Origin of the sequence: Streptomyces sp. NPDC016459, from assembly GCF_040632845.1 — a bacterium.
Lineage (GTDB): Bacteria > Actinomycetota > Actinomycetes > Streptomycetales > Streptomycetaceae > Streptomyces.
The window spans coordinates 213062-234198 of the sequence record NZ_JBEYCR010000005.1; the positions used below are offsets into that span (position 1 = coordinate 213062).

General features: G+C 72.4%; 19 protein-coding genes. 9 read left to right on the forward strand and 10 right to left on the reverse strand.

Going from position 1 to position 21137, the window contains the following annotated elements:
* Positions 1–54: 54 nt before the first annotated feature.
* From ABZ567_RS15660 to ABZ567_RS15670, 3 genes are all read right to left on the reverse strand, one after another.
* Entirely contained in the window at positions 55–969 is a 915-nt protein-coding gene (locus ABZ567_RS15660; RefSeq protein ID WP_360789283.1) for a carbohydrate ABC transporter permease, read from the reverse strand.
* The gene (locus ABZ567_RS15665) at positions 966–1997 is read right to left on the reverse strand and encodes a sugar ABC transporter permease (protein WP_360789286.1); all 1032 of its coding nucleotides are present in this window, start codon (positions 1995–1997) and stop codon (positions 966–968) included. Before ABZ567_RS15665 ends, ABZ567_RS15660 begins: the two co-directional genes overlap by 4 nt.
* An 83-nt stretch (positions 1998–2080) precedes the next feature.
* On the reverse strand, positions 2081–3406 hold the full coding sequence (locus tag ABZ567_RS15670; RefSeq protein WP_360789289.1) for an extracellular solute-binding protein: 1326 nt from the start codon (positions 3404–3406) through the stop codon (positions 2081–2083).
* 293 nt (positions 3407–3699) lie between these two features.
* Between ABZ567_RS15670 and ABZ567_RS15675 the strand changes: the two genes are divergently transcribed.
* A complete protein-coding gene (locus ABZ567_RS15675; protein ID WP_360789292.1) occupies positions 3700–6117 on the forward strand; it encodes a glycoside hydrolase family 2 protein in 2418 nt (805 codons plus the stop codon).
* Complete coding sequence (locus tag ABZ567_RS15680; protein ID WP_360789295.1) at positions 6114–7145, forward strand: LacI family DNA-binding transcriptional regulator; 1032 nt, start codon at positions 6114–6116, stop codon at positions 7143–7145. The genes ABZ567_RS15675 and ABZ567_RS15680 overlap by 4 nt, the downstream gene beginning before the upstream one ends.
* 121 nt (positions 7146–7266) lie before the next feature.
* Here ABZ567_RS15680 and ABZ567_RS15685 read toward each other — a convergent pair whose 3' ends face one another.
* The 3 genes from ABZ567_RS15685 to ABZ567_RS15695 form a co-directional block, all read right to left on the reverse strand.
* On the reverse strand, positions 7267–8247 hold the full coding sequence (locus ABZ567_RS15685) for an acetylxylan esterase (protein ID WP_360789298.1): 981 nt from the start codon (positions 8245–8247) through the stop codon (positions 7267–7269).
* 141 nt (positions 8248–8388) lie between these two features.
* Positions 8389–9624 carry a mannose-6-phosphate isomerase, class I gene (gene manA, locus ABZ567_RS15690; RefSeq protein WP_360789301.1) on the reverse strand — a complete coding sequence of 412 codons (1236 nt, stop codon included), beginning with the start codon at positions 9622–9624 and terminating at the stop codon, positions 8389–8391.
* 210 nt (positions 9625–9834) lie between these two features.
* Entirely contained in the window at positions 9835–10824 is a 990-nt protein-coding gene (locus ABZ567_RS15695; protein ID WP_360789304.1) for an ROK family protein, read from the reverse strand.
* 258 nt (positions 10825–11082) lie between these two features.
* Here ABZ567_RS15695 and ABZ567_RS15700 point away from each other — a divergent pair, with 258 nt between their 5' ends.
* The gene (locus tag ABZ567_RS15700) at positions 11083–12546 is read left to right on the forward strand and encodes a GH1 family beta-glucosidase (RefSeq protein ID WP_360789307.1); all 1464 of its coding nucleotides are present in this window, start codon (positions 11083–11085) and stop codon (positions 12544–12546) included.
* Here the strand turns inward: ABZ567_RS15700 and ABZ567_RS15705 are convergent.
* Both ABZ567_RS15705 and ABZ567_RS15710 read right to left on the reverse strand, forming a co-directional pair.
* The gene (locus ABZ567_RS15705; RefSeq protein ID WP_360789310.1) at positions 12479–13123 is read right to left on the reverse strand and encodes a pyridoxamine 5'-phosphate oxidase family protein; all 645 of its coding nucleotides are present in this window, start codon (positions 13121–13123) and stop codon (positions 12479–12481) included. The genes ABZ567_RS15700 and ABZ567_RS15705 overlap by 68 nt on opposite strands.
* A gap of 58 nt (positions 13124–13181) precedes the next feature.
* Entirely contained in the window at positions 13182–14429 is a 1248-nt protein-coding gene (locus ABZ567_RS15710) for a globin domain-containing protein (protein WP_360789313.1), read from the reverse strand.
* A gap of 494 nt (positions 14430–14923) precedes the next feature.
* On the opposite strand from ABZ567_RS15710, the gene ABZ567_RS15715 reads away from it, so the two are divergent.
* A complete protein-coding gene (locus ABZ567_RS15715; RefSeq protein WP_360789316.1) occupies positions 14924–15553 on the forward strand; it encodes an NADH oxidase in 630 nt (209 codons plus the stop codon).
* 30 nt (positions 15554–15583) lie between these two features.
* Positions 15584–16018: a VOC family protein gene (locus ABZ567_RS15720; RefSeq protein WP_360789319.1), complete on the forward strand. Its 435-nt coding sequence runs from the start codon at positions 15584–15586 to the stop codon at positions 16016–16018.
* Between the two features lie 162 nt (positions 16019–16180).
* Here ABZ567_RS15720 and ABZ567_RS15725 read toward each other — a convergent pair whose 3' ends face one another.
* A complete protein-coding gene (locus ABZ567_RS15725; RefSeq protein ID WP_360789322.1) occupies positions 16181–16825 on the reverse strand; it encodes a type III effector protein in 645 nt (214 codons plus the stop codon).
* A gap of 132 nt (positions 16826–16957) precedes the next feature.
* Here ABZ567_RS15725 and ABZ567_RS15730 point away from each other — a divergent pair, with 132 nt between their 5' ends.
* From ABZ567_RS15730 to ABZ567_RS15745, 4 genes are all read left to right on the forward strand, one after another.
* The gene (locus ABZ567_RS15730; RefSeq protein ID WP_360789325.1) at positions 16958–17392 is read left to right on the forward strand and encodes an Hsp20/alpha crystallin family protein; all 435 of its coding nucleotides are present in this window, start codon (positions 16958–16960) and stop codon (positions 17390–17392) included.
* A 233-nt stretch (positions 17393–17625) separates the two neighbouring features.
* On the forward strand, positions 17626–18039 hold the full coding sequence (locus ABZ567_RS15735) for a DUF2267 domain-containing protein (RefSeq protein ID WP_360789327.1): 414 nt from the start codon (positions 17626–17628) through the stop codon (positions 18037–18039).
* Between the two features lie 82 nt (positions 18040–18121).
* On the forward strand, positions 18122–18559 hold the full coding sequence (locus tag ABZ567_RS15740) for a DUF2267 domain-containing protein (RefSeq protein ID WP_360789850.1): 438 nt from the start codon (positions 18122–18124) through the stop codon (positions 18557–18559).
* 274 nt (positions 18560–18833) lie between these two features.
* A complete protein-coding gene (locus ABZ567_RS15745; protein ID WP_360789330.1) occupies positions 18834–20459 on the forward strand; it encodes a CAP domain-containing protein in 1626 nt (541 codons plus the stop codon).
* A gap of 21 nt (positions 20460–20480) precedes the next feature.
* On the opposite strand, the gene ABZ567_RS15750 is transcribed toward ABZ567_RS15745, so the two are convergent.
* Entirely contained in the window at positions 20481–21092 is a 612-nt protein-coding gene (locus ABZ567_RS15750; protein ID WP_360789333.1) for a response regulator transcription factor, read from the reverse strand.
* Positions 21093–21137: the final 45 nt, after the last annotated feature.

Below are 21137 nucleotides of genomic sequence, written 5' to 3' on the forward strand. Positions count from 1 at the left end.
ACCCCGGCCGTCTCCCGCAGCCGGGACTGCCCACCTCCTCTCCCCGCCCCCGCCCTACTTGGTGGCGCCCTGGGAGAAGCCGTTGTAGATCCAGCGCTGGAGCAGCAGGAAGATGACCAGGGTCGGCACGATGACGAGGATCGCCCCGGCCGAGATGGCCTCCCAGTGCGCGCCGAACGGGCCCTTGAAGCGGAAGAGCGCCGTGGAGATCGTCCCGAGGTCCTCGGAGTGCATGTAGAGGAAGGGGATGTAGAAGTCGTTGTAGGTGGTGATCCCCTTGATGATGACCACGGTGGCGACGGCCGGCTTCAGGAGCGGGAAGATGATCCTGCGGTAGATGGTGAAGGCGTTCGCGCCGTCGAGCCGGGCCGCCTCGTCGAGCGAGACGGGAATGCCTCGGATGAACTGCAGGAAGATGTAGACGGACACGATGTCGGTGCCCATGTAGAGCAGGATCGGGGCCCAGCGGGTGTCGACGAGGCCGAAGCCGCTGATGACCTGGAAGGTCGCGACCTGCGTGGTGACGCTGGGCACGAGGGTGGCGATCAGGAACAGCGCCATGACCGGCTCCTTCGCCCGGAAGTCGAAGCGGTCCACGGCGTAGGCGGTCATCGAGCCGATGACCACGGTGCCGCTGATGGAGAAGAAGAGGATGAACGCGGTGTTCCAGAAGGCCATGAGCATGTTGCCGTCGGTGAACGCCGTGACGTAGTTGTCGAGGTTCAGCCAGTTCCCCGGCAGGGAGAGCGCGCCCCCCTCCCCGACCTCCCGGGAGGTCTTGAGCGACGTGAGGAAGACGACGGCGAGCGGCAGCAGGACCACCGCCGTGGCGGCGACCAGCGACAGATAGGTCAGCAGGGTCCCGACGGGGAGGCGGCGGCGTCGGCCGGTGCGGGCGGAGGGCGGGACCGCGAGGCGACGGCCGGTGCGGGCGGAGGGCGGGACCGTGAGGGGGCCGGGGGAGGTCATACGAGGTCCACCTTGTCGTCGGGCACGAGCCGGCGCTGGATCCACGTGACCAGCAGGATGATCAGGAGCAGCACCACGGCCGCCGCCGACGCCAGGCCGGTCTTGTTGAACTGGAACGCGAGCTTGATCGTCTGGATGACGAAGGTCTGGGTGCCGGTCGCGCCGCCGGTCATGATGTAGGGGATCTCGAAGACGGACAGGGAGCCGGAGATCGCCAGGATGACGCTGAGGCTGATGACGGGCTTGATGCTGGGCGCGATGATGTGGCGGAACTGCTTCCACCTGCCCGCGCCGTCCAGTTCGGCGGCCTCGTACAGCTCGCCGGGGATGGACTGGATGGCGCCGAGGAAGAGGACGAAGTTCAGTCCGGTGAAGCGCCAGACCGATACCCCCGCCAGGGAGATGTTCGCGGAGGTCGGGTCGCCGAGCCAGGGGTGGTCGGTGGTCACGCCGAGCCACGCCAGCACGGAGTCGAGGGTGCCGCCGTCCTGGAAGAAGTACAAGAACACGAAGCCGATCGCGACGCCGTTGATGAGGTAGGGGAAGAAGAGGATCCCCTTGAAGAAGTTGCGGAACCGGAGGTCGAAGCTCAGGATCACCGCGAAGTAGAGCGCGACGGCGATCTGGACCACGGACGCGGCCAGGTAGTAGCCGCTGACGAAGAAGACCCGGAAGAGCTCGGGGCGGGTGAATATCTGTACGTAGTTGTCGAAGCCGACGTTCTCCCGGTCGGGGCTCACCCCGTCCCAGTCGGTGAAGCTGTAGGAGATCATGCTCGCCACGGGGACGTAGGTGAACGTGATCAGGAACGCCAGCGGGACCGCCAGGAAGAGCCAGGGCGTGATCCGGCGGAGCGGCGAACGTCGCCAGGAACGGGGCTGTTCGCTCCCGGCGGTGGGGCGGCGCCGGGGAGCCGGCCGGCCCCCCGGTTTCCCTCCGCGCGACGCGCGCCCCGTGGCGTCCGTGTCCGTGGCGGACCGCCGTGGCACGGCGGCGCCCCCGGGAGCGGTGTGGGTTGTCTCGGTCATGTCGGCCTTTCGTGTCCGCGACTGCGGAAGGTCCAGGGGCCCCGGCCGGCGTCGGTCCGGCCGGGGCCCGCTCCGCCGTCGGATCAGGAACCGGCGGTCTCCGCCGCCTCGTTCCACCTCTTGTCGAGGTCGGCGAAGAAGTCCTCCAGGCTGCCCTTCGCGGCCCCCCGCGCGGTGTCGACGAGCTTCTGGCGGTAGTCCTGCTTGGTCAGGCCGATCTCGGCGGCCTCGTCGATGTCGTTGACCGCGGCGGTCCTGGCCTCGGAGCGGTCGACGAACGTGACATCGTTGTCAACGAAGTCCTTGAGGGTCGCGGGCATGGGCGCGGCCTTGACCGCGGAGACGACGCCCTCCTTCTCCGAGTAGCCGGACTTCTCGGTGAACCAGTCGATCCAGGCGCGCGCGGCGGGCTTGTTCTCGGAGTGGACGCTGACGGCCTGCTGGTAGTCGGACGTCACCGTCGCGCAGAAGGTGCCGTTCTTCCGGGTGGGGAACGGCATGAAGCCGATGTCCTCGGCCCTGAGGCCCGCGTCGGTCGCCGCGCCCTGCATCTGGGTGATCGACCAGGAGCCCAGCATCATCGTCGCGATCCTGCCCTCGGCGAGCAGGGCCTTGGACGTCTCCCAGTTGGTCGTGGTGGGGTCCTTCTCCGCGAGCCCCTGCCGGACGATGTCGTGCAGCAGCGTGTCGATCGTCCGCAGCTCACCGCCCGCCTTCCAGGGGGACACCGGACCCGCCAGCGCGTTGCTCGCCTGCGAGTCGCAGCTGACGGAACCGACGTTGGCGCTCCACTGGACGAGCGGCCAGCCGTCCTTGAAGTTGGTGTAGTACGGGGTGGCGCCCGTCCTGTCCTTGATCGCCTTCAGGCCGGCCAGGAACTCCTGCGGGGTCTTCGGCCAGGTGGTTATCCCCGCCTTCCTCCACACCGCCTTGTTGTAGACGAAGCCGTTGGCGGTGCCGAACTGGGCGATGCCGTACGACTTCCCCCCGACCTCGGTCTTGTCGGCGAAGCGGTACTTCGCCCCCAGCTCCTTGGCGGAACCGAGCGGGGCGAAGAACTTCGGGTAGTCGTTCTTCGCCACGGCCCCCGGGATGCCCAGCACGTCACCGTAGGACTTCGCGTTCAGCCGGATCCTCACCTCCCCCTCGTAGTCGGTGATGCCGTCGAAGCTCACCTCGACCTCGGGGTAGACCTTGTTGAACTCGGCCGCGTACTTCTTCATCACCCCGTTCTGGACGAGGTCGGTCCGGTGCGTGAGGACCTTGATCTCGCCCGAGACCTCCTTCGGGTCGGACGGGGCGGCGGCCGTCTCACCCGTGACGGCGCTCCCTCCTCCGCCGCACCCGGCCACGGTCACCATCGTGGCTGTCAGCAGCACGCCCGTGAGCGCCATCGACTTCTTGCCCATTGCCCAACTCCTTCAGGGTTACGGCTCAGGTCTTACCGGTGGGATGTCGGCACTATGTCAGCCGAACGTGAACCGGTAAAGTATTGATTTCCCGCGTGATACGCAATCGTTACCGCCGTGACGCGTCGGCCCGGCTATCTCCGGTAGGCCCCTCACTCGCAGTCACTCTTCCCCCGGGACCCGGCTACTTCACCGGTTCATGGACAGCCGCGGGGAACGGCGGTTAGTTTGTCGCCCCACACCCGCGTCCACCCCACGACGAGACCACCGTCAGGCGATTGGAGCCGCACACCATGAAGGACGTCACCCAGCTGCACGACGGCTGGAAGCTGCGCCACGAGGACGCAATGCTTCCGGCCACCGTCCCCGGCTGCGTCCACACCGATCTGCTCGACGCCGGGGTGATACCCGACCCGTTCATCGGCCGGAACGAGACCGAGATCGCGTGGGTGGGCCGACGGGCCTGGTCCTACGCCACGGAACTGGCCCACGACAGCGGCCACGAGCGCACCGACCTCGTCTTCGACGGCCTCGACACCGCCGCCGAGGTCCTCCTCGCCGGCCGGCCCCTCGGCACGACCCGCAACATGCACCGCGCCCACCGCTTCGACGTCACCGGCCGCACCGGCCCGCTGGAGGTGCGTTTCGCCTCCGCGTACGAGGAGGCCGACCGCGTCCGCGCCCTCACCGGGGAACGGCCGAACGTCTACCCGGAGCCCTTCCAGTACATCCGCAAGATGGCCTGCTCCTTCGGCTGGGACTGGGGCCCCACGGTCGTCACGGCCGGCATGTGGCGGCCCGTGCGCCTGGAGCACTGGTCGACGGCCCGGCTCGCCGAGGTCCGCCCGCTGGTCACGGTCGACGACAGCGCCGGACGGGTCGAGGTGCGGGTCCGGACCGAGCGCACCGGGAGCGGCGCGGGCCGCCCGCTGCGGCTGCGCGCCACCGTCGCGGACGCCGTCGCCGAGACGGTCTTCGAGGGCGACGAGGCGGTCCTGGTACTCCGGGTCCCGGAGCCCGAGCTGTGGTGGCCGCGCGGCCACGGCGAGCAGCCGCTGTACGGGCTCGACGTGGCGCTCCTGGACGAGGAGGGCGACCCGCTCGACACCTGGCGGCGGCGGATCGGCTTCCGTACCGTCGAGGTCGACCGCTCCCCGGACGGGCACGGCACCGGTTTCACCTTCGTGGTCAACGGCGTGCGGATCTTCGCGCGCGGGGTCAACTGGATCCCCGACGACGTCCTGCCCTCCCGGGTGACACCCGAGCGGTACCGGACCCGGCTCGCGCAGACGGCCGGGGCGAACGTGGACCTGGTCCGGATCTGGGGCGGCGGGATCTATGAGGACGACGCGTTCTACGACGTGTGCGACGAGCTCGGCCTCATGGTCTGGCAGGACTTCCTCTTCGCCTGCGCCGCCTACCCCGAGGAGCAGCCCCTGCGCGGAGAGGTGGAGGCCGAGGCCCGCGACAACGTTGTCCGCCTGATGCCCCACCCGAGCCTGGTGCTGTGGAACGGCAACAACGAGAACCTCTGGGGATTCCGCGACTGGGAGTGGGAGCAGCCGCTGGCCGGCGACTCCTGGGGCGAGGGGTACTACCTCGGCGTGCTGCCCCGGATCGTCGCCGAACTCGACCCGACCCGCCCGTACACGGCGGGCAGCCCCTGGTCCGGGTCCTGGGACCACCACCCCAACGACCCCGCCCACGGCACCCACCACTCCTGGGAGGTGTGGAACCGACAGGACTACGCCGAGTACCGGGCGAACGTGCCCCGCTTCTGCTCCGAGTTCGGCTGGCAGGCCCCGCCCGCCCTCGCCACCCTGCGACGCGCCCTGCCCGGCGAGGAACTCGCCCCCGACTCTCCCGGCATGCTGCACCACCAGAAGGCCGAGGACGGCAACGGCAAGCTGAACCGGGGCATCGCACGCCACTTCGCCCTGCCCGAGGGGGACTTCGACCGCTGGCACTATCTGGCGCAGGTCGTGCAGGCACGGGCCGTGGCCGCCGGGATCGAGCACTGGCGGGCCAACTGGCCGGTGTGCGCGGGCACGGTGGTGTGGCAGATCAACGACTGCTGGCCGGTCAGCTCCTGGGCCGCGATCGACGGCGACGGCCGGCTCAAGCCGCTCTACCACGAGCTGCGGAGGGTGTACGCGGACCGGCTGCTCACCCTCGTGCCAACCGAGGACGGACCGGTGCTCGCGGTCGACAACCAGTCCGGCTCCCCGTGGCGCACGGCGGTCACGCTGCGCCGGATCGGCGCGGACGGCACCGTCCTGCGCGAAGCCGTCGTCGAGGTGGAGGCCGCCGCGCGTTCGGTCGCGCGGCCGGTCCTGCCGGGCGGGCTCCTGCCCGCGCCCGGATCGGTGAAGGAGTTCCTCGTCGCCGACGCCGACGGACTGCGGGCCGTCCACTTCCCCGTACCCGACAAGGAGTTCGCCCACCCGGCCCCGGAGTACGACGTCCGCGTCGAGGCGCACGCCGGGGGCGGGGCGGTGCAGGTGGTGGTCACCGCCCGGACCGTGGTGCGGGACCTGCTCCTGCAGCCCGACCGGCTCTCGCCGCAGGCCCGCGCGGACCGCGGTCTGCTGACGCTGCTCCCCGGCGAGGAGGCACGGATCACGGTCACCGGATGGCCCGCCGCCGGTGAGGGCGACGAGGTCGACGTCTGCGCCGTACGGGACGCGCTGTTCAGCGTGGGAGCCGCGTGAACGTCCCCGCCGCCCGCGTCACGATCAACGACGTCGCCGCGCGGGCCGGGGTGTCCAAGGGCGCCGTCTCCATGGCCTTCAACAACCGTCCCGGAGTGTCCCAGGCGACGCGCAAGCGGATCTTCGAGGTCGCCCAGGAGCTCGGCTGGGCCCCGCACCAGACCGCGCGGAGCCTCTCCGGCCGGCGGTCGGGCATCGTGGGCCTCGCGCTCTGCCGCCCGGCGCGGGTCCTCGGCCTCGAACCCTTCTACATGGAGTTCATCTCCGGCATCGAGGACGTCCTGTCCGAGCGCTCGTGCTCGCTGCTGCTGCGGCTGGTGCGGGACCTGGAGGAGGAGGTCACGCTGTACGAGGAGTGGTGGCGCAGCCGGACCGTCGGCGGGGCCATCCTGGTCGACTTCCACCACGACGACCCGCGGGTGGGGCCGCTGCGGGCACTGGGCATGCCCGCCGTGGCCGTCGGCCATCCGTCGCTGACCGGCGGGTTCCCCTCGGTCTGGACGGACGACGCGTCGGCGGCGGCGGAGGCCGTGCGCTACCTCGCCGCGCTCGGCCACCGCCGCATCGCGCGCGTCGGAGGCCCGGCGGGCCTCGGCCACAGCGGGATCCGCGCCGCGGCCTTCGAGGCCACGATGGCCGAACTCGGCCTGGACGGACGCCTGCAGATGTCGACCGGCTTTGTCGGGGAGGAGGGGGCACGGGCGACCAGGAGCCTGCTGCTCGGCCCCGACCGTCCGACGGCGGTCGTGTACGACAACGACATCATGGCCGTGGCGGGGGCGGCCGTGGCCGCCGAGATGGGGCTCTCCGTGCCCGACGACGTGTCCCTGCTGGCCTGGGACGACTCCCAGTTGTGCCGGCTGACCCACCCGGCGCTCTCGGCCATGAGCCATGACGTGCACCAGTTCGGCGAGGAGGTCGCGCGCTCCCTGTTCGGTGTCATCGAGGGCACGTACAGGGGCGACCACCAGGTCCCGACGCCGGCGCTGACGCCGCGTGGTTCCACCGGGCCACCCCGGCGCACGTAGCCACCGCGGGTCGGACGGGGAGAGGCCGCACCTCCACGGAGGAGGTGCGGCCTCTCCCCGTCCGGCCGCCCACGGTACGCATGCGCGGCCGGCCCGCCGGGCGGGCGCTGTCCCGGTTCTCTCAGCGCTCCGTGGGCGCGAGTCCCCGTCGGCGCAGCCACCGCAGGTGCTCGACGGCCGTCGCCCCCCTTCCGCCCGCGTGATCGGCGAAGGGCCACTCCCTGATGTCCTTCTCGCCCGCGTAGCTCCGGTAGGCGGCGAGGACGGTCGACGGCGGGCAGACGGGATCCATCAGTCCGGCGCTGAACAGGGCGGGAGCCGTCGCCCGCCGAGCGAAGTGCACGCCGTCGAAGTGGGCGAGGGTCGTGAAGACCCGCTCCGCCGCGTGCGGGGCGTGCCGGCGCAGGTAGTCGACGAGCTCGGTGTACGGCCCCTCCGTCGCGGTCTCGGCGCCCCGGCGGATGTGGCACAGGAACGGCACGTCGGGGAGGGCGCCGGCTATGTCGTCACCGGCCAGCCCGGCCACGGCGAGGGCGAGACCGCCGCCCTGGCTCGCGCCCTGGACGACGATCCGGTCCGGGTCCACGTGGGGGATGGAGCGCGCGGCGTCGACGGCGAGGACGCAGTCGGTGACGAGGCGCCGGTAGTAGTGGGCGTGCGGGTCCTCGATGCCCCGGGTCATGTAGCCGTGCACCCAGTGGGTGCCCGTGTCCGGGTGGGGGTCCGGGGTGTCGTGGCCCTGGCCACGGCTGTCGACGACGAGGTGGGCGTAGCCGGCGGACGCGTACAGGAGGTGGTCGGTCACCAGGCCGCGCCCGCCGCTGTATCCGAGGTAGGTGATCACCGTGGGCAGCGGCTCCTCGGCCTCCGACGGCACGACGAGCCAGGCGGCGACCGGGTGGCCGCCCCAGCCGGAGAGCCGTACGTCATAGGCGTCGACGGTGGTCAGGAGGGAGTCCCGCACGGGCTGGAGCTCCGGAGCACGGCCGGCCGCGCGGGCCGTCCGCAGGGTCTCGGACCAGAAGGCGTCGAAGCCGTCCGGCTCCACCGGGGGTTCGTCCCGCGTGGCCGGGTGGTCGGGGGGCAGATCGGCGTACGGCATCGGAAGGGTCTCTCCTGGGAACGGGGCCGGCCGTCGGACGACGGGACGGCTCAGTGGGCTTCACGTGGTGGCACGGGCGTCATCGGTCGCGCGCACTCTTCCCACGCGCCGAGGAGATAGGCCGGACGGAACCGATGAAGTTCAGTGCGGGGCCGTGGGTCTCGTGTCCGCGTCGAGCTGCCGCCGAGGAGTCTCCGGTGTTCCCACGGTGGCCCGGAAGACCGTGCCCGTGCCCGAGAGCGCGACCTCGGCGGCGGCGGGTACGTACACGCAACGGCCGGGCCCGATGCGTACGGCGCCGGCCGTCGAGGTCACGGCGGCCTCGCCGTCGACGCACAGCAGGATCTGGGGAGAGCCGGGCGCGAGGCGTCTCGCCGGCCCGTTCGCCCGCAGCCGGAACCGCGAGAGCCGGAAGTCGTCGACGGGAGCGGGATACACCTCCTCCCCGTCCTTCCCCCGGGGGATCAGGACGCGCGTCGGCGTCGCGGTGAAGCGGACCACCTCCAGGAGTTCGGCCACGTCGACGTGCTTGGACGTCAGCCCGCACCGCAGGACGTTGTCGGAACTCGCCATGATCTCCACCCCGAGACCGGAGAGGTACGCGTGCGGGACCCCCGCGGCGAGGAACAGCCCTTCACCCGGCGCCAGTTCGACACGGCGCAGCATCAGGGCGGCGAGCAGCCCCGGATCACCCGGATGCGCGTGGGCGACCGTCGCGCAGGCGGTGAAGTCCTCCCGGTGGGGGCCCGTCCGGACGGCCGCCGCCTCGACGGCCTGCGCGACGGATGCGACGAGGCCCGTGGGGGGACGGAGGAAGGCGGTGAAGACCTCGGCGAGTGCCTTTTCCTGCGGGAGTGCGCGCAGCGACCCGGCGTACGGGCGCAGGGCGGGGACGGCGAGGGCGTCGAGCAGGTCGGCGCACTCGCGGGGGGCCCGGAAGCCGCACAGGCCCCGGAAGCGGCTGAGGGCGACGATCATCTCGGGCTTGTGGTGGGCGTCCCGGTAGGTACGGTGCGGGGCGTCCGTCGGGATGCCGAGGGCGTCCTCCCGCGCGAAGCCGGCCCGCGCCTGCGCGGGGTCGGGGTGCACCTGGACGGAGAGCGGGGCGTCGGCGGCGAGCAGTTTGAGCAGGAACGGAAGCCGGGCGCCGAACCGGCGCAGGGTGGCCGCTCCCAGCTCCGCGAGCGGGTCCGCGGCGATGACCCGGTCCAGGGGGAGCGTGCGGTGGTCGCGCCGCACGCGGGACGGCGCGGCGGGGTGGGCTCCCATCCACAGCTCGGCCTGGGGAGCGCCGCTGGGCTCGGTGCCGAGGAGTCGCGGCAGGGCGGTGACGGAGCCCCAGTCGTAGGACTGGACGGTGTTGAGGAGGAGGTCCACGGGTTCTTCCTGAGGGCGGGAGGAGGTGCGACGACGGGGCCGGGGGGGAGAGGGAGGAGGGCGGTGCGGGCAGTGGGCGGGGCGCGTGCGGTGGGTGGGGCGTGGGGGGGGGTGTGTTCCTCGGTCCGGTCGGTCCGGTCGGTCCAGTAGGTCCGGCTGAACCGGCTGAACCGGCTGAACCGGCTGAACCGGCCGAACCGGCCGAACCGTTCAGCCCGTGGGCCGGCCCCCGGCCCCGGTGCCCGCCCGCGGCGGGCCGGCCGGGGCCTGGCCCACCGCGGTGGCGCCCGCGGCGGCGGCTCCGATCAGGCCCGCGTCGAGGCGGAGGGCGGCGGGCACGACTCGTACGCCGCGCGTGAAGTCCAGTACCGCGTACGAGGCCAGGTGGTGCCGGAGGGGACCGAAGAGCGTCTCCCCGGACTGCGCGACACCGCCCCCGACGACCACGAGGTCCAGTTCGACGAGCGCCGTCGTGGCCGCGATCGCCGCGGCCAGGGCCCGCCCGGCGCGGTCGAACGCGGCGAGGGCGCGGGGATCGCCCGCGCGGGCGGACGCCTCGACCTCCTTGGCCGTCGCGAATCCCCCGGCGGCCGGGGTCCAGCCGGATTCCAGCGCGTGGGCGGCGATGGCCGTGCCGCTGGCGAAGCGCTCCACGCAGCCGCGTGCCCCGCAGGGGCAGAGGGGGCCGTTCTGGTCGACGGTGATGTGACCGATGTGGCCGGCGTTCCCCGAGGTCCCCGCGCGGAGCGTCCCGCCCAGGATCAGTCCGCCGCCCACGCCGGTGGAGACCACCATGCACAGCGCGTTGTCGACGCCTCTCGCCGCGCCCAGCCAGTGCTCGGCCGCGGTCATCGCGACCGCGTCGCCGACGAGGACGGGCCGCATCCCCGCGGGCATCGCCGCGTGCGCCCGCACCCGGTCCACCAGCGGGAAGGCGCGCCAGGCCGGGATGTTGACCGGGCTGACCGTGCCCGCGACCGTGTCGACGGGACCCGCGCTGCCGATGCCGACGCAGGACAGCGCGGCCCACTCCGGACGCGCCGCCAGGTCGTCGAGGACGGCGGAGACGGCGGCCATCAGCTCCTCGGCGCCGCTCCGCGCCGGAGTGGGCCGCTGCGCCCGAACCAGGAGGTGCCCGTCGGCGTCGACGAGGGCCCCGGCGATCTTCGTGCCCCCGATGTCGAGTGCTCCGTACACCATCGCGTTCCACCTTTCGTGCCAGCCCGGTAGCGGCTGCTGGGGTCACTCTGCCCAGTCGCTGACAACGTTGTCCAGTAAACGGGTTCAGTTAAGCCCGGGTTTAGTAAAACCGCCGCTCGGCGATCCGAACTCCCTGGACCGGGCCGCTGAATTCCTTCATGCTCGACCTCCTTACCGCACTCCTCTCCCCACCCTCTCCCTCACTCCACTCCTTGATCCCACTCGTTATCCCATTCCGCACGAAGGGTTCTCCTTTCCGTGAGCCATTTCCCGGCCTTTCCGCCCGGATTCGAGTTCGGCGCCGCCACGTCGGCCTACCAGATCGAGGGCGCCACGCAGGAGGACGGACGAGGGCCGTCGATCTGGGACACCTTCTCCCGGCGCGCCGGCGCCGTATCGGACGGCAGCAGCGGCGAAACGGCCTGCGACCACTACCACCGGCACCGGGAGGACGTGGCGCTGCTCGCGGACCTCGGGGTGTCCCACTACCGCTTCTCCGTCGCCTGGCCGCGGATCCAGCCGTCGGGCTCGGGTCCGGTGAACACCCGGGGACTCGACTTCTACGCCCGCCTGGTCGACGACCTGCTGGAGGCCGGCATCGAACCGGTCCTCACCCTCTACCACTGGGACCTGCCCCAGCCCCTTGAGGACGCGGGCGGCTGGCGGTCCCGCGACACGGCAGAGCGCTTCGCGGAGTACACGGCCCTGGTCGCGGCGGAGCTCGGGGACCGCGTGCCCCGGTGGATCACCCTGAACGAGCCCTGGTGCAGCGCCTTCCTGGGGTACGCCAACGGCGAGCACGCCCCCGGAGCCTCCGAGGGGACACCCGCGCTCGCCGCGGCCCACCACCTCCTGGTCGGCCACGGCCTGGCCCTGGGCGCCCTGCGCGCCGCCAGGGTGCAGGAGGCCGGGATCTCGCTCAACCTCGACCACGTCACGCCGGCCACGCAGGACCCCGCCGACCTCTCGGCCGCCCTGCGCGCCGAGACCCAGCGCAACCTGATGTGGACCGACCCGCTGCTCACGGGCCGATACGCCCTCGCGGAAGCGGACACCTTCGGGGAACTGATCGAGCGCCAGGACTTCCGCCGGGAGGGCGACCTCGCCCTCGTCTCCGCCCCGATGGACTTCCTCGGCCTCAACTACTACACGCCGTCCACCGTCCGGGCGGCCCCCTGGCGCGAGCCCGATCCGGCGCTGCGGACCGCCATGGACAACCGCTTCGAAGGGGTGGACCTCCCCGGCGTCCGCCGCACCGCCATGGGCTGGGCCGTCGTCCCCGAGGCCCTTCGGGACCTCCTCGTGTCCCTCCGCGACCGCTACGGTGCCCTCCTCCCGCCCCTCCACATCACGGAGAACGGTTCCGCCGAGCACGACCCCCCGGCCGTGGACGGCACCGTGCACGACGCCGACCGGATCGCTTACCTGGAGAGCCACCTCCGGGCGGCCTCCGAGGCCGTCGCGGACGGCGTCGACCTGCGCGGCTACACCGCCTGGTCACTCATGGACAACTTCGAGTGGGCGTTCGGCCACAGCAGGCGCTTCGGGCTCGTGCACGTCGACTTCGCGACCGGGACGCGCACCCCCAAGGCATCCTACCACTGGTACCGAGCAGCCATCGCGGCCGCCTCCGCCCGCCAGTGGGCCCGGACCCCTAGCGGGCCTGGACCCAGGGAGCCGGTTCGCCGGGGGCCGGGTCTGCGGCGTGGCGGGGGCCGGTGAAGTAGTGGGCGTCCTTGGGGCGGGCGGGATCGTGGAGGGAGGGCTGGGGGACCTGGGCGAGCTGGGGGATGTACTTGGAGCAGTGGATGTAGGCCTCCTCGATGCTGAGGTGGACCCACAGTTCGGGGCCCCGGCCCGGTGCGACGTCCGACGGCAGTTCGGGGTGGAGCGCGCGCAGGGTCGTGTCGGTGTACAGGCGGGACACCCCGTTGACGTGGAGGCCGATGCGGTCGTGGGTGAAGTCCACGAAGAGCATGCCGAGATGAGGGTTCTCGCTCATGTTGCCCGCGCTGGCGAGCACCCCGTTCCCCCGGAACTCGGGGTACGCCAGGGTGTGGTCGTCGATGACGTGGACGAAGCCCGGGGGGCCCGCCCGGAAGCTGGCGTCGCATTCTCCCCGTGCGTCGGACGTCGCGAGGAAGACCATCGTCTGACGGCCGATGAACTCCCGCATCTGGGGTGTGAGGCAGGGACGCACCTGCTGGTCGTAGAACCTCTGGGCGCGGTCGGCGGTGCCCAGCTGCTGCTGCAGGAGGTGTTCACCTGCTGAACCGAAGGGCGTCGGGTGCGAAGACACGGAGTTGCTCCTGGCAGGGATGGAGGGGGAGGGGGGAGGGACGGACGGGGACGGGGCCTCAGGTGGTGGCCAGGGCGGAGACGTCGAACGGGTCGTGGTGGATGCGGTCCGGCGACGTACCGGTGAGCGTGAGCGTCTGCCTCGCGGACGTGACCATCGGGACCGGACCGCTGAGGAAGACGTCGTGCTGGTACCACGGCCCGTACTCGGCGAGGACCTGCGGCAGGGACCCCCGGATCCCGGGGATGTACTCGTCGGAGACCGCGCCCCTGACCGTCAGCCAGTGGTGCCGCTGGGCCATGCGCAGCATGTCGTCCACCCCGTACAGCTCGGCGCCGGTGCGGGCGCCGAGGAAGAGGTTCACCTGGTGCCGGCCGCCGCGCCGGGCGACCTCCTCGACGAGCGCGCGGATCGGGGCGAGGCCGGTGCCGCCCGCCACGCACAGCAGGTCGTTGTGGACGGCGGCGTCCAGCACCATGTCGCCCATGGGCGCGCCCAGGTGGACCACGTCGCCCGGGACGGCCCGGTGCACCAGCGCGGTGCTCACCGTGCCGCCGGGAACGGCCCGTACGTGGAAGGTGAGGGTGCCGTCCTCGCGGGGCGCGTTGGCGGGGGAGTAGGAGCGCCACTGCCTGGGGTGCCAGGGGGTCTCGACGCTGACGTACTGCCCGGCGGCGTACTCGTAGGGCGTGTGGGGGCGCACGGTGACCTCGGCGATGCCGGGCCCGCAGGGGACGCGGTGCACGACCGTGGCGGGCCAGACGGCGGGCCGGGTCCTCGCGTCCTCCTCGGCCGCGCCGATCATGACGTCGGCGACCACTCCGTACGCCTTGGTCCACGCGTCGGCGATGTCCTGGGTCCAGGCGGGACCGGCGTAGCGGGCCAGCGAGGCGAGGAGGCATTCGCCGACGGCGGGGAAGTGGTCCCGGAGCGTGCCGAACTTGCGGTGGTCACGTCCGAGGTGTCCGCAGAAGCGGACGAGGCTCTCGGGGTCGTCGACGAGGTCGACGATCCGCAGCAGGGCGCGCAGGAGGCGGCCGCGCTGGGCGTCCATCCCCGGCGGGAACAGGGGGCGCACCTCGGGGTAGCGGGCGAAGAGGATCGCGTAGAAGTAGACCGTCATGTCGGCGGCCAGCGGCTCCACCACCGACACGGAGGCGCGTATGAGCGCGATCTCGTGGGGGGAGAGCGGCGGTTCGGCGACCTCCGGCTCAAGGAGGTACTCGGCCGGTGCGGGCGCCTGCTCCTGCTCCTCCGGGGAGGGCGGAACGGGCGTGCTGCCGGGGCGTCTGATCCGGAACCTCAAGGGACCAGAGCTCCGCCCGTCGGTATTCGAGACGGCGCGAGCCGGGCGGGACGCGAACCGGACGCGCTCATGGGTCTGCGCCCCCGGTGGGCACTGCGGGCGGGGATCTCACTGGCAGGCATGGGGTCCTCAAGGCGGGCGGGAGCATCGAAGCGGACTAAGCAGCTCCGGACGCTACCCGATGACCCGGGTGACTCAGAAGTAGCCGGGGGATATGCGGAAGGGACGACCCGTTCCGCCCCGAACGGGCACATGCTGAGGACTTGCCCGCTTCCTGCGCCTCCGATTCCCATGCGAAAGCGGCCCGAGGCCCGCGGATCGAGCGGGCCCGCCGTCCGGGCGGGCCCGCTCCCCTTTCGTCTGGGGAGGACGGGACGGGACGCCGCGAAGCGCGTATGAGAAATTCATGACGGATACGTGAATGCGTGGCTACCGGCCCCGCGCCCTCCGGCCGGATACTCGATGAGATCGTGGCGTCAAGTCGAGGACTACTCGTGCGGAGTGAGGGCGAACCCGGGACCGTGCACCTGTGGTCCCTGCGAGAAGACGTCGCCATCGAGCGGGAGGACGACGGCGGCCTCCTGCTCGTCGGTCCCTGGGGCGACGAGCGCATCGGGGACGCGCATCCGGTGCTGCGCGAGGCCCTGTACCGGATGGAGCTCGGGCCCGTCCTGCTGAGCAACATCGAGTCGACGCCCGGCGTTCCGATGCTCGGCGCCGGCCTGTACCTCATCCTCCTGCCCGCCCTTCGGCGGCTGTCCCATCTGATCGTGCGCACCCTGGGACTCGCGGACCTGCGCGGCCCGCTCCTGTCGGTGCTCCCGCTCACCAGGCCCGCGGTGTTCGTGCTCCCGAGACTGGGGGAGACGGAGCCGGTCCGGCTGCACCGGGGCGTGACCCTGCTCCTGGAGGCCAAGGGCTTCCGGCTCGAACGGGGCGGGGCGCAGCACCGGGTGCTGCTGCACCGCCCCGAGCCGATGTGGGTGGTCGCCATGCTGGCCGCCGCCGTCACACCGGAGGCGGTGGCCCGGGCCCTGCCCCTGCCGCGGACGGTGACGAGGGAGATCCTGGAGTACCTGGCGGCGGCGGGCATGCTCGTACGGGGGAGCGGGAGCGGTAACTGAGTTGCCGAACGCCCCTGTTACGGTGGTCCGATGGCATCGGTCAAGCACTTCCAGGTCACCTTCGACTGTGTGGAACCCGAGCGCGTCGCCCGCTTCTGGTGCGAGGTGCTGGGGTACGTCGTACCTCCTCCGCCCGAGGGCTTCGCCACGTGGGACGCCTACAACCAGGCGCTGCCGCCCGAGGACCGGGACGCCTGGTTCGCCTGCGTCGACCCCTCGGGGGCGGGCCCCCGGCTGTACTTCCAGCGTGTCCCCGAGGGCAGGACCGTCAAGAACCGGCTGCACCTCGACGTGCGCGTCGCCACCGGACTGGTGGGTGAGGAACGCCTGGCCAGGCTGGAGGCCGAAGGCGCGCGCCTGACGGCGCTCGGCGCGACACGGGTGCAACTCCTGCCCGCCGACGACGAGAACGAGTCGTGCCTCGCGATGCAGGACGTCGAGGGCAACGAGTTCTGCCTCGACTGAGCCCGCTCCGGGACCTCGGGGCGGGTGACTCCTCCGTGCGATCCGGAGCCCCCGCTTGAGGAGAGCCGCCGCCCGCGGGAAGGGGGGGACCGCGGCGGCGGCTCTCACTCTGCTCATCCCCTGCCCCCGAACGCCGGCCTCACACCCCCCGGGTGCGGATGATCACGCCTGCGGGGTGCCCGAGCGGCGCTGGGCGCTCTCCTGGCGGAGATGCGCCGTGCGGTCGGTGAGCGTGTCGACGCGCTCGGCCAGGTCGGGGTGTGCGGGCGCGAGATGGGTGAGGGTGCGGCTGAGCGGCTCCAGGAGCAGGGCCGGATCACTGCTCGCCAACGCCTCGGACAGGGCGTTCCGCGCGGGGGCGGGGAGGCCGTCGACGGCGGTGATCTGTCCGGCGAGGCGGCGCAGCTCCGCGGCGTTCCCCCGGGCCCAGGCGGTGACCGACCGGTCGGCGGCGCGGCGGTCGCGGGTGGCCTGGACGCGCTGCTCCCCGGTGGTGCCGGGGCCGCCGGGCCGTACCCGCAGATAGCGGCGCTCGGCGGCCTGGCGACTGGTGACGCCGAGGGGCTGGGCGAGCTCGGCCCAGCTGGCGCCGGCGTCCCGGGCCGCCTCGATGAATCCGGGCTCCCAGGCGGCGAGCTGTTCCCGCAGCTCGCGCAGGAGGAGGAGGGCGGTGAGCGCCTCCTCCGAGGAGCCGCCCGGGGCGGCGTCCGGGGCGGTCGCGGATCGGGCTGCCCGTACGGCTTCGTCGATCTCCGCGAGGGCCGCGAGGGCCGCACGGAAAGCGACCGGTTGGTCCGCTCCTGTCACGGAATCGACTCCTCTCCTTCACGTCATCCATTCGTTGACATGAAACTTGTCGTCGTTTGGATGACATGCTACAACGGTGTCAGATGAAGCGCATTGGCAGTCACTGCCTGACCTGACTGGAGGTGTTTCGCGATGTTGATGCGCACCGACCCGTTCCGCGAACTCGACCGTCTCGCCCAGCAGCTGGCGGGTGCCCCCGGGACCTGGTCACGGCCCTCGGCGGTCCCGATGGACGCCTACCGCGAAGGCGACGTCTATGTCATCGCCCTCGACCTGCCCGGCGTCCCGCCGGACGCGATCGACATCGACGTCGAGCGGAACATGCTGACGGTCAAGGCCGAGCGCCGACCCGTCGCCAAGGCCGACGACGTCCAGATGGAACTGTCCGAGCGGCCCCTCGGTGTCTTCTCCCGTCAGCTGATGCTGGCCGACACCCTCGACACCGAGAAGATCACGGCCGACTACGAGGCGGGAGTGCTCACGCTGCGCATCCCGATCGCCGAGCGCGCCAAGCCCCGCAAGATCAGCATCGGCCGCGGGGACAGCCGTCGGCAGATCAGCGGCTGAGTCCCCGGCAGGCCCGATCAGCGGCAGAGGCTCAAGCCGGTCCCGTCAGTGGCTGAGCCGTAAGCCGGCAGATCAGCGGCCGAGTCCCAGGCAGGCCCGATCAGCGGCTGAGCCTCACACCGGCCCGGTCAGCGGTCGAGCCGCGACGAAACCCGGGAGCGGAGGGCGGAGGCCTCTCCCCCTCCTCCGTCCTCCGCGACCCCGTATCCCTCCCTCACCCGAAGGGGGCCGTGATGACACTGCGATGGCAGGCGTTCCTCGACAAGGTCACGGAACGCGGCGACTACCGCACACCCCAGGAAGCCGAACGCGCCGCCCGCACCGTGCTCGCGCTGCTCGGCGCCCATCTCGTCGGTGACGTGCGGGCCGCACTCGCCGCCCGTCTGCCGGAGACCTTCGCCGTCGTGCTGCTCAACCCGCTCCGGGCCACCGAGCCCCTCTCGCCCGAGCGGTTCGTACGCGCCACGGCCGCATGGATCGAAGGCGCCACCGAGCGCACCGCGGCCTGGGACGTCAGCGCCGTCCTCAGCGTCGCCGCCGACGCGGCAGGCGAGGACCTGACCGCTCGGATACTCCTCCAGCTCCCACCCGGCTTCGACCTCCTCTTCGGCCGGCCGCACTCCGACCGGCCGACCGCCACCCCGTGAAACGTGTTCACACCGCCCGGTCCGCCGACCGGGCCCGAAGAGAACGGCGATCTCCACCGGCATGACTCTGCAGACCGAGACCATGGCAGCCCCGGCGCCCGGCGGCGTCACCGGCGCGGCGTCCTACACCCGCATGCTCGAGCGGGTGCGCTACGAAGGCGCCTACCCGACCCGCGAGCGCGCCGAGGAAGTCGTCCACTCCGTGCTCGCCGCGCTGGGACGCCAGCTCGTCGGCGACGAACGGGTCGAACTCGCCGCCCGCCTCCCCGTCGAGGCCGCCCTGGTCCTCACCGCCGAGGTCCCCGCCACCGCACCCCTGACCGGCTGGGAGTTCGTCAAGGACCTGGCCCGGCGCACCGGCAGCACTCCCGCCACCTCCCGCTGGAACGTGGGCGCGGTCCTCGCCGCGGTCTCCCAGCTCGCCGGACCGGAACTCGTCGACCGCATCATCGGCCGACTCCCCTCCGGCTACGCCCTCCTCTTCGGCAAGGCCGAGCTGCACAGCCCCTGGCCGAGGTAGGTGTCAGTCAACCGAAGGCTCACGGCCGTCAGCGGGTGCGGCGGGCCATGACCGAACTCCACGCCGGTGACGGCGCCCGGCTCGTCGTCCTTGCCCACGAGGCCGGCCCGGTGGCCCCACGCACCTGCTGACGTCCCCGGTCGTCGGTGCCACCGGGGACCGCTCCTGTGACCCACCTCACTGCCGCCGTCCGCCCCTTTCCGTTATCGCCGCCCCTGGCGCAGGCTCTCCCCTGCGCAGGGAACTCCACAAGAGCAAGCGAAGGACGGACGGCGTGCGGCGAACCACGAGTTTTGAGCAGCTGACGGATACGGAGCCGATACGGGCGGCGCAGTACGACCCGTCCCGGGCCCGCGAGCACCTCCTCGACGCCCATCAGCCGCTCGTCCACGCCCTCGCGGCGCGCTCCCTCGCCGGCCGGCCGGGCGCCGACACGGCCGTGCACGCCGTCGTACGGGACACGGCCAGCCGCGCCAGGTTCGCGCCGGGCGCCCACCCCTCCCCGGAGTCGTTCCGCCCCTGGCTCGTCGCGATCGCCGTGCAGAGCACCCTCTCCCACGCGCCCGCCGCCCACGGCTCCGACGCCGCCGTGGCCCTCAGCTGGCTGGACATCGAGGACGCCGTGATGGCGGCCCTGGGGTCGTTGGAGGAGGAGGGACATCTGAGCCGCTACGAGACGGCGGCCGCGCTGAGTTGGTCCCTGGACGACACCGCGATACGGATGGAGTCGGTACGCCTCCGTCTGGACGCCGCCCGGTCCGTCACCGCGGCCCTCGCCCGCCCGCCCCGCTGCCACGGCCTCCACCAGCAGGCCGCCACCTGGGACGGCCACCCGAGCGGCCCGTGGCGGGACGAGCTGGCCCGGCACGTCGCCCACTGCGCCCTCTGCCTCACCGGAGCCGACGCGGCCGAGCCCGCAGCCCCCACGGAGGCCTTCGCCGTCCTCCCCGATCCCGCCGGCTCCTCCGCCTCCCTGGAACGTGACACCGCCACCGCCCCGGCGGCGGCCGGCCGGCGCGGCACCCGCGCGGCCCGCCGACGGCGCCGCCAGGCCGACGAGCGCAGCCGCCGCCGCGCCGTCGTCGCGGCCGGGTTCGCCGTCGTCGCGGTGACGGGAGGAGCCTTCGCGCTGCACGCCGGACGCAACGGGGGCGAACTCCTGGAGGTGAACCGGGCCGCCGCGCCGGGCCTCGACCTTCCCCTGGCGAACGAACCGGACACGCTGACGGCCTCCCCGTCCACCGCCTCCGGAGCCCCGTACGGATCCCCCTCCGCCTCCGCCTCGGCTCCCGCCCCGAAATCCGCCCCCGCGTCGGCCTCCCCGTCGCCGCGCGCTCCCCAGCGGGTCACGTCCACGCCCGCCGAGAAGCCCCGCCCCGCCACGACGACGCCCGCGCCGCAGCGCCCCACCACCCCGGCGGCCGGCTCCGACGCCACGGCCTCCGCGCCGCCGAGCTCGGCGGCCCCCACCGGCGGTACGGACGCGGGTCCGGGCGGCGGCCCGCAGCAGGACACGGGCCGGTCCTCGGCGGCGGACCAGGTGATCGCGCTGGTCAACACCGAGCGGGCCAAGGCGGGTTGCGGGCCCCTCAGCCACAACGCCACCCTGACGCGGGCGGCCCAGGGCCACTCCGACGACATGGCCGCCCGGGACTTCTTCGACCACACCGACCCCGACGGCGACGGCCCGGGGGAGCGTGTCACGGCCGCGGGCTACCCGTGGTCGACGTACGGCGAGAACATCGCGAAGGGGCAGAGCACCCCGGAGCAGGTCATGGAGGCGTGGATGAACAGCCCCGGTCACCGCGCGAACATCCTCAACTGCGACTTCAAGGAGATCGGCGTCGGCATCCACACCGACGGCGGCCCGTACTGGACGCAGGTCTTCGGCGCCCGCTGACCCCGTCCACCGGAGCGTCGGTCAGAGCAGCCAGTCGGCGTCCTGCGCGATCTTGATGGCGTCCACGCGGTTGCGCGCGTTCAGCTTGGTCACCACGGACGTCAGGTAGTTGCGGACCGTGCCGAGGGAGAGTCCGAGCCCGTCCGCGATCTCGACGGGTTCGAGGCCCTCGGCGGCGAGACGCAGCACCTCCGTCTCCCGGCTGGTCAGCGGGCTCTGCGAACTGCTCCAGGCGGAGAGCGCCAGCTGGGAGTTGATCACCCGCCGCCCGGCCGCCACGCTCCGCACGGCCTCGGCCAGTTCGTGCGGCGGGGCGTCCTTCAGCAGGAAGCCGGCGACCTGGGCGGCGAGGGCGCGGCGGAGCGCTCCGGGGCGCCCCAGGCTGGTGAGGATGAGGGTCCGGCACTCCGGGAGCTGTTCGCGCAGACCGGCGGCCGCGGTGAGTCCGTCGGTGCCGGGCAGGTCGATGTCGATGATGGCGACGTCCGGGCGGTGTTCGAGGGCGGAGGGCAGGATGTGGTCGCCGCGTTCGAGTTCGCAGACGACTTCGAGGTCGTCCTCCAGGTTCAGCAGGGCCACGAGCGCTCCGCGCACCATGTTCATGTCCTCGGCCAGCAGGATGCGGATCGGCATGATGAATGTCCTTTCCGGCCGGGTCTCGGCCGTCGGCGGCTCGCG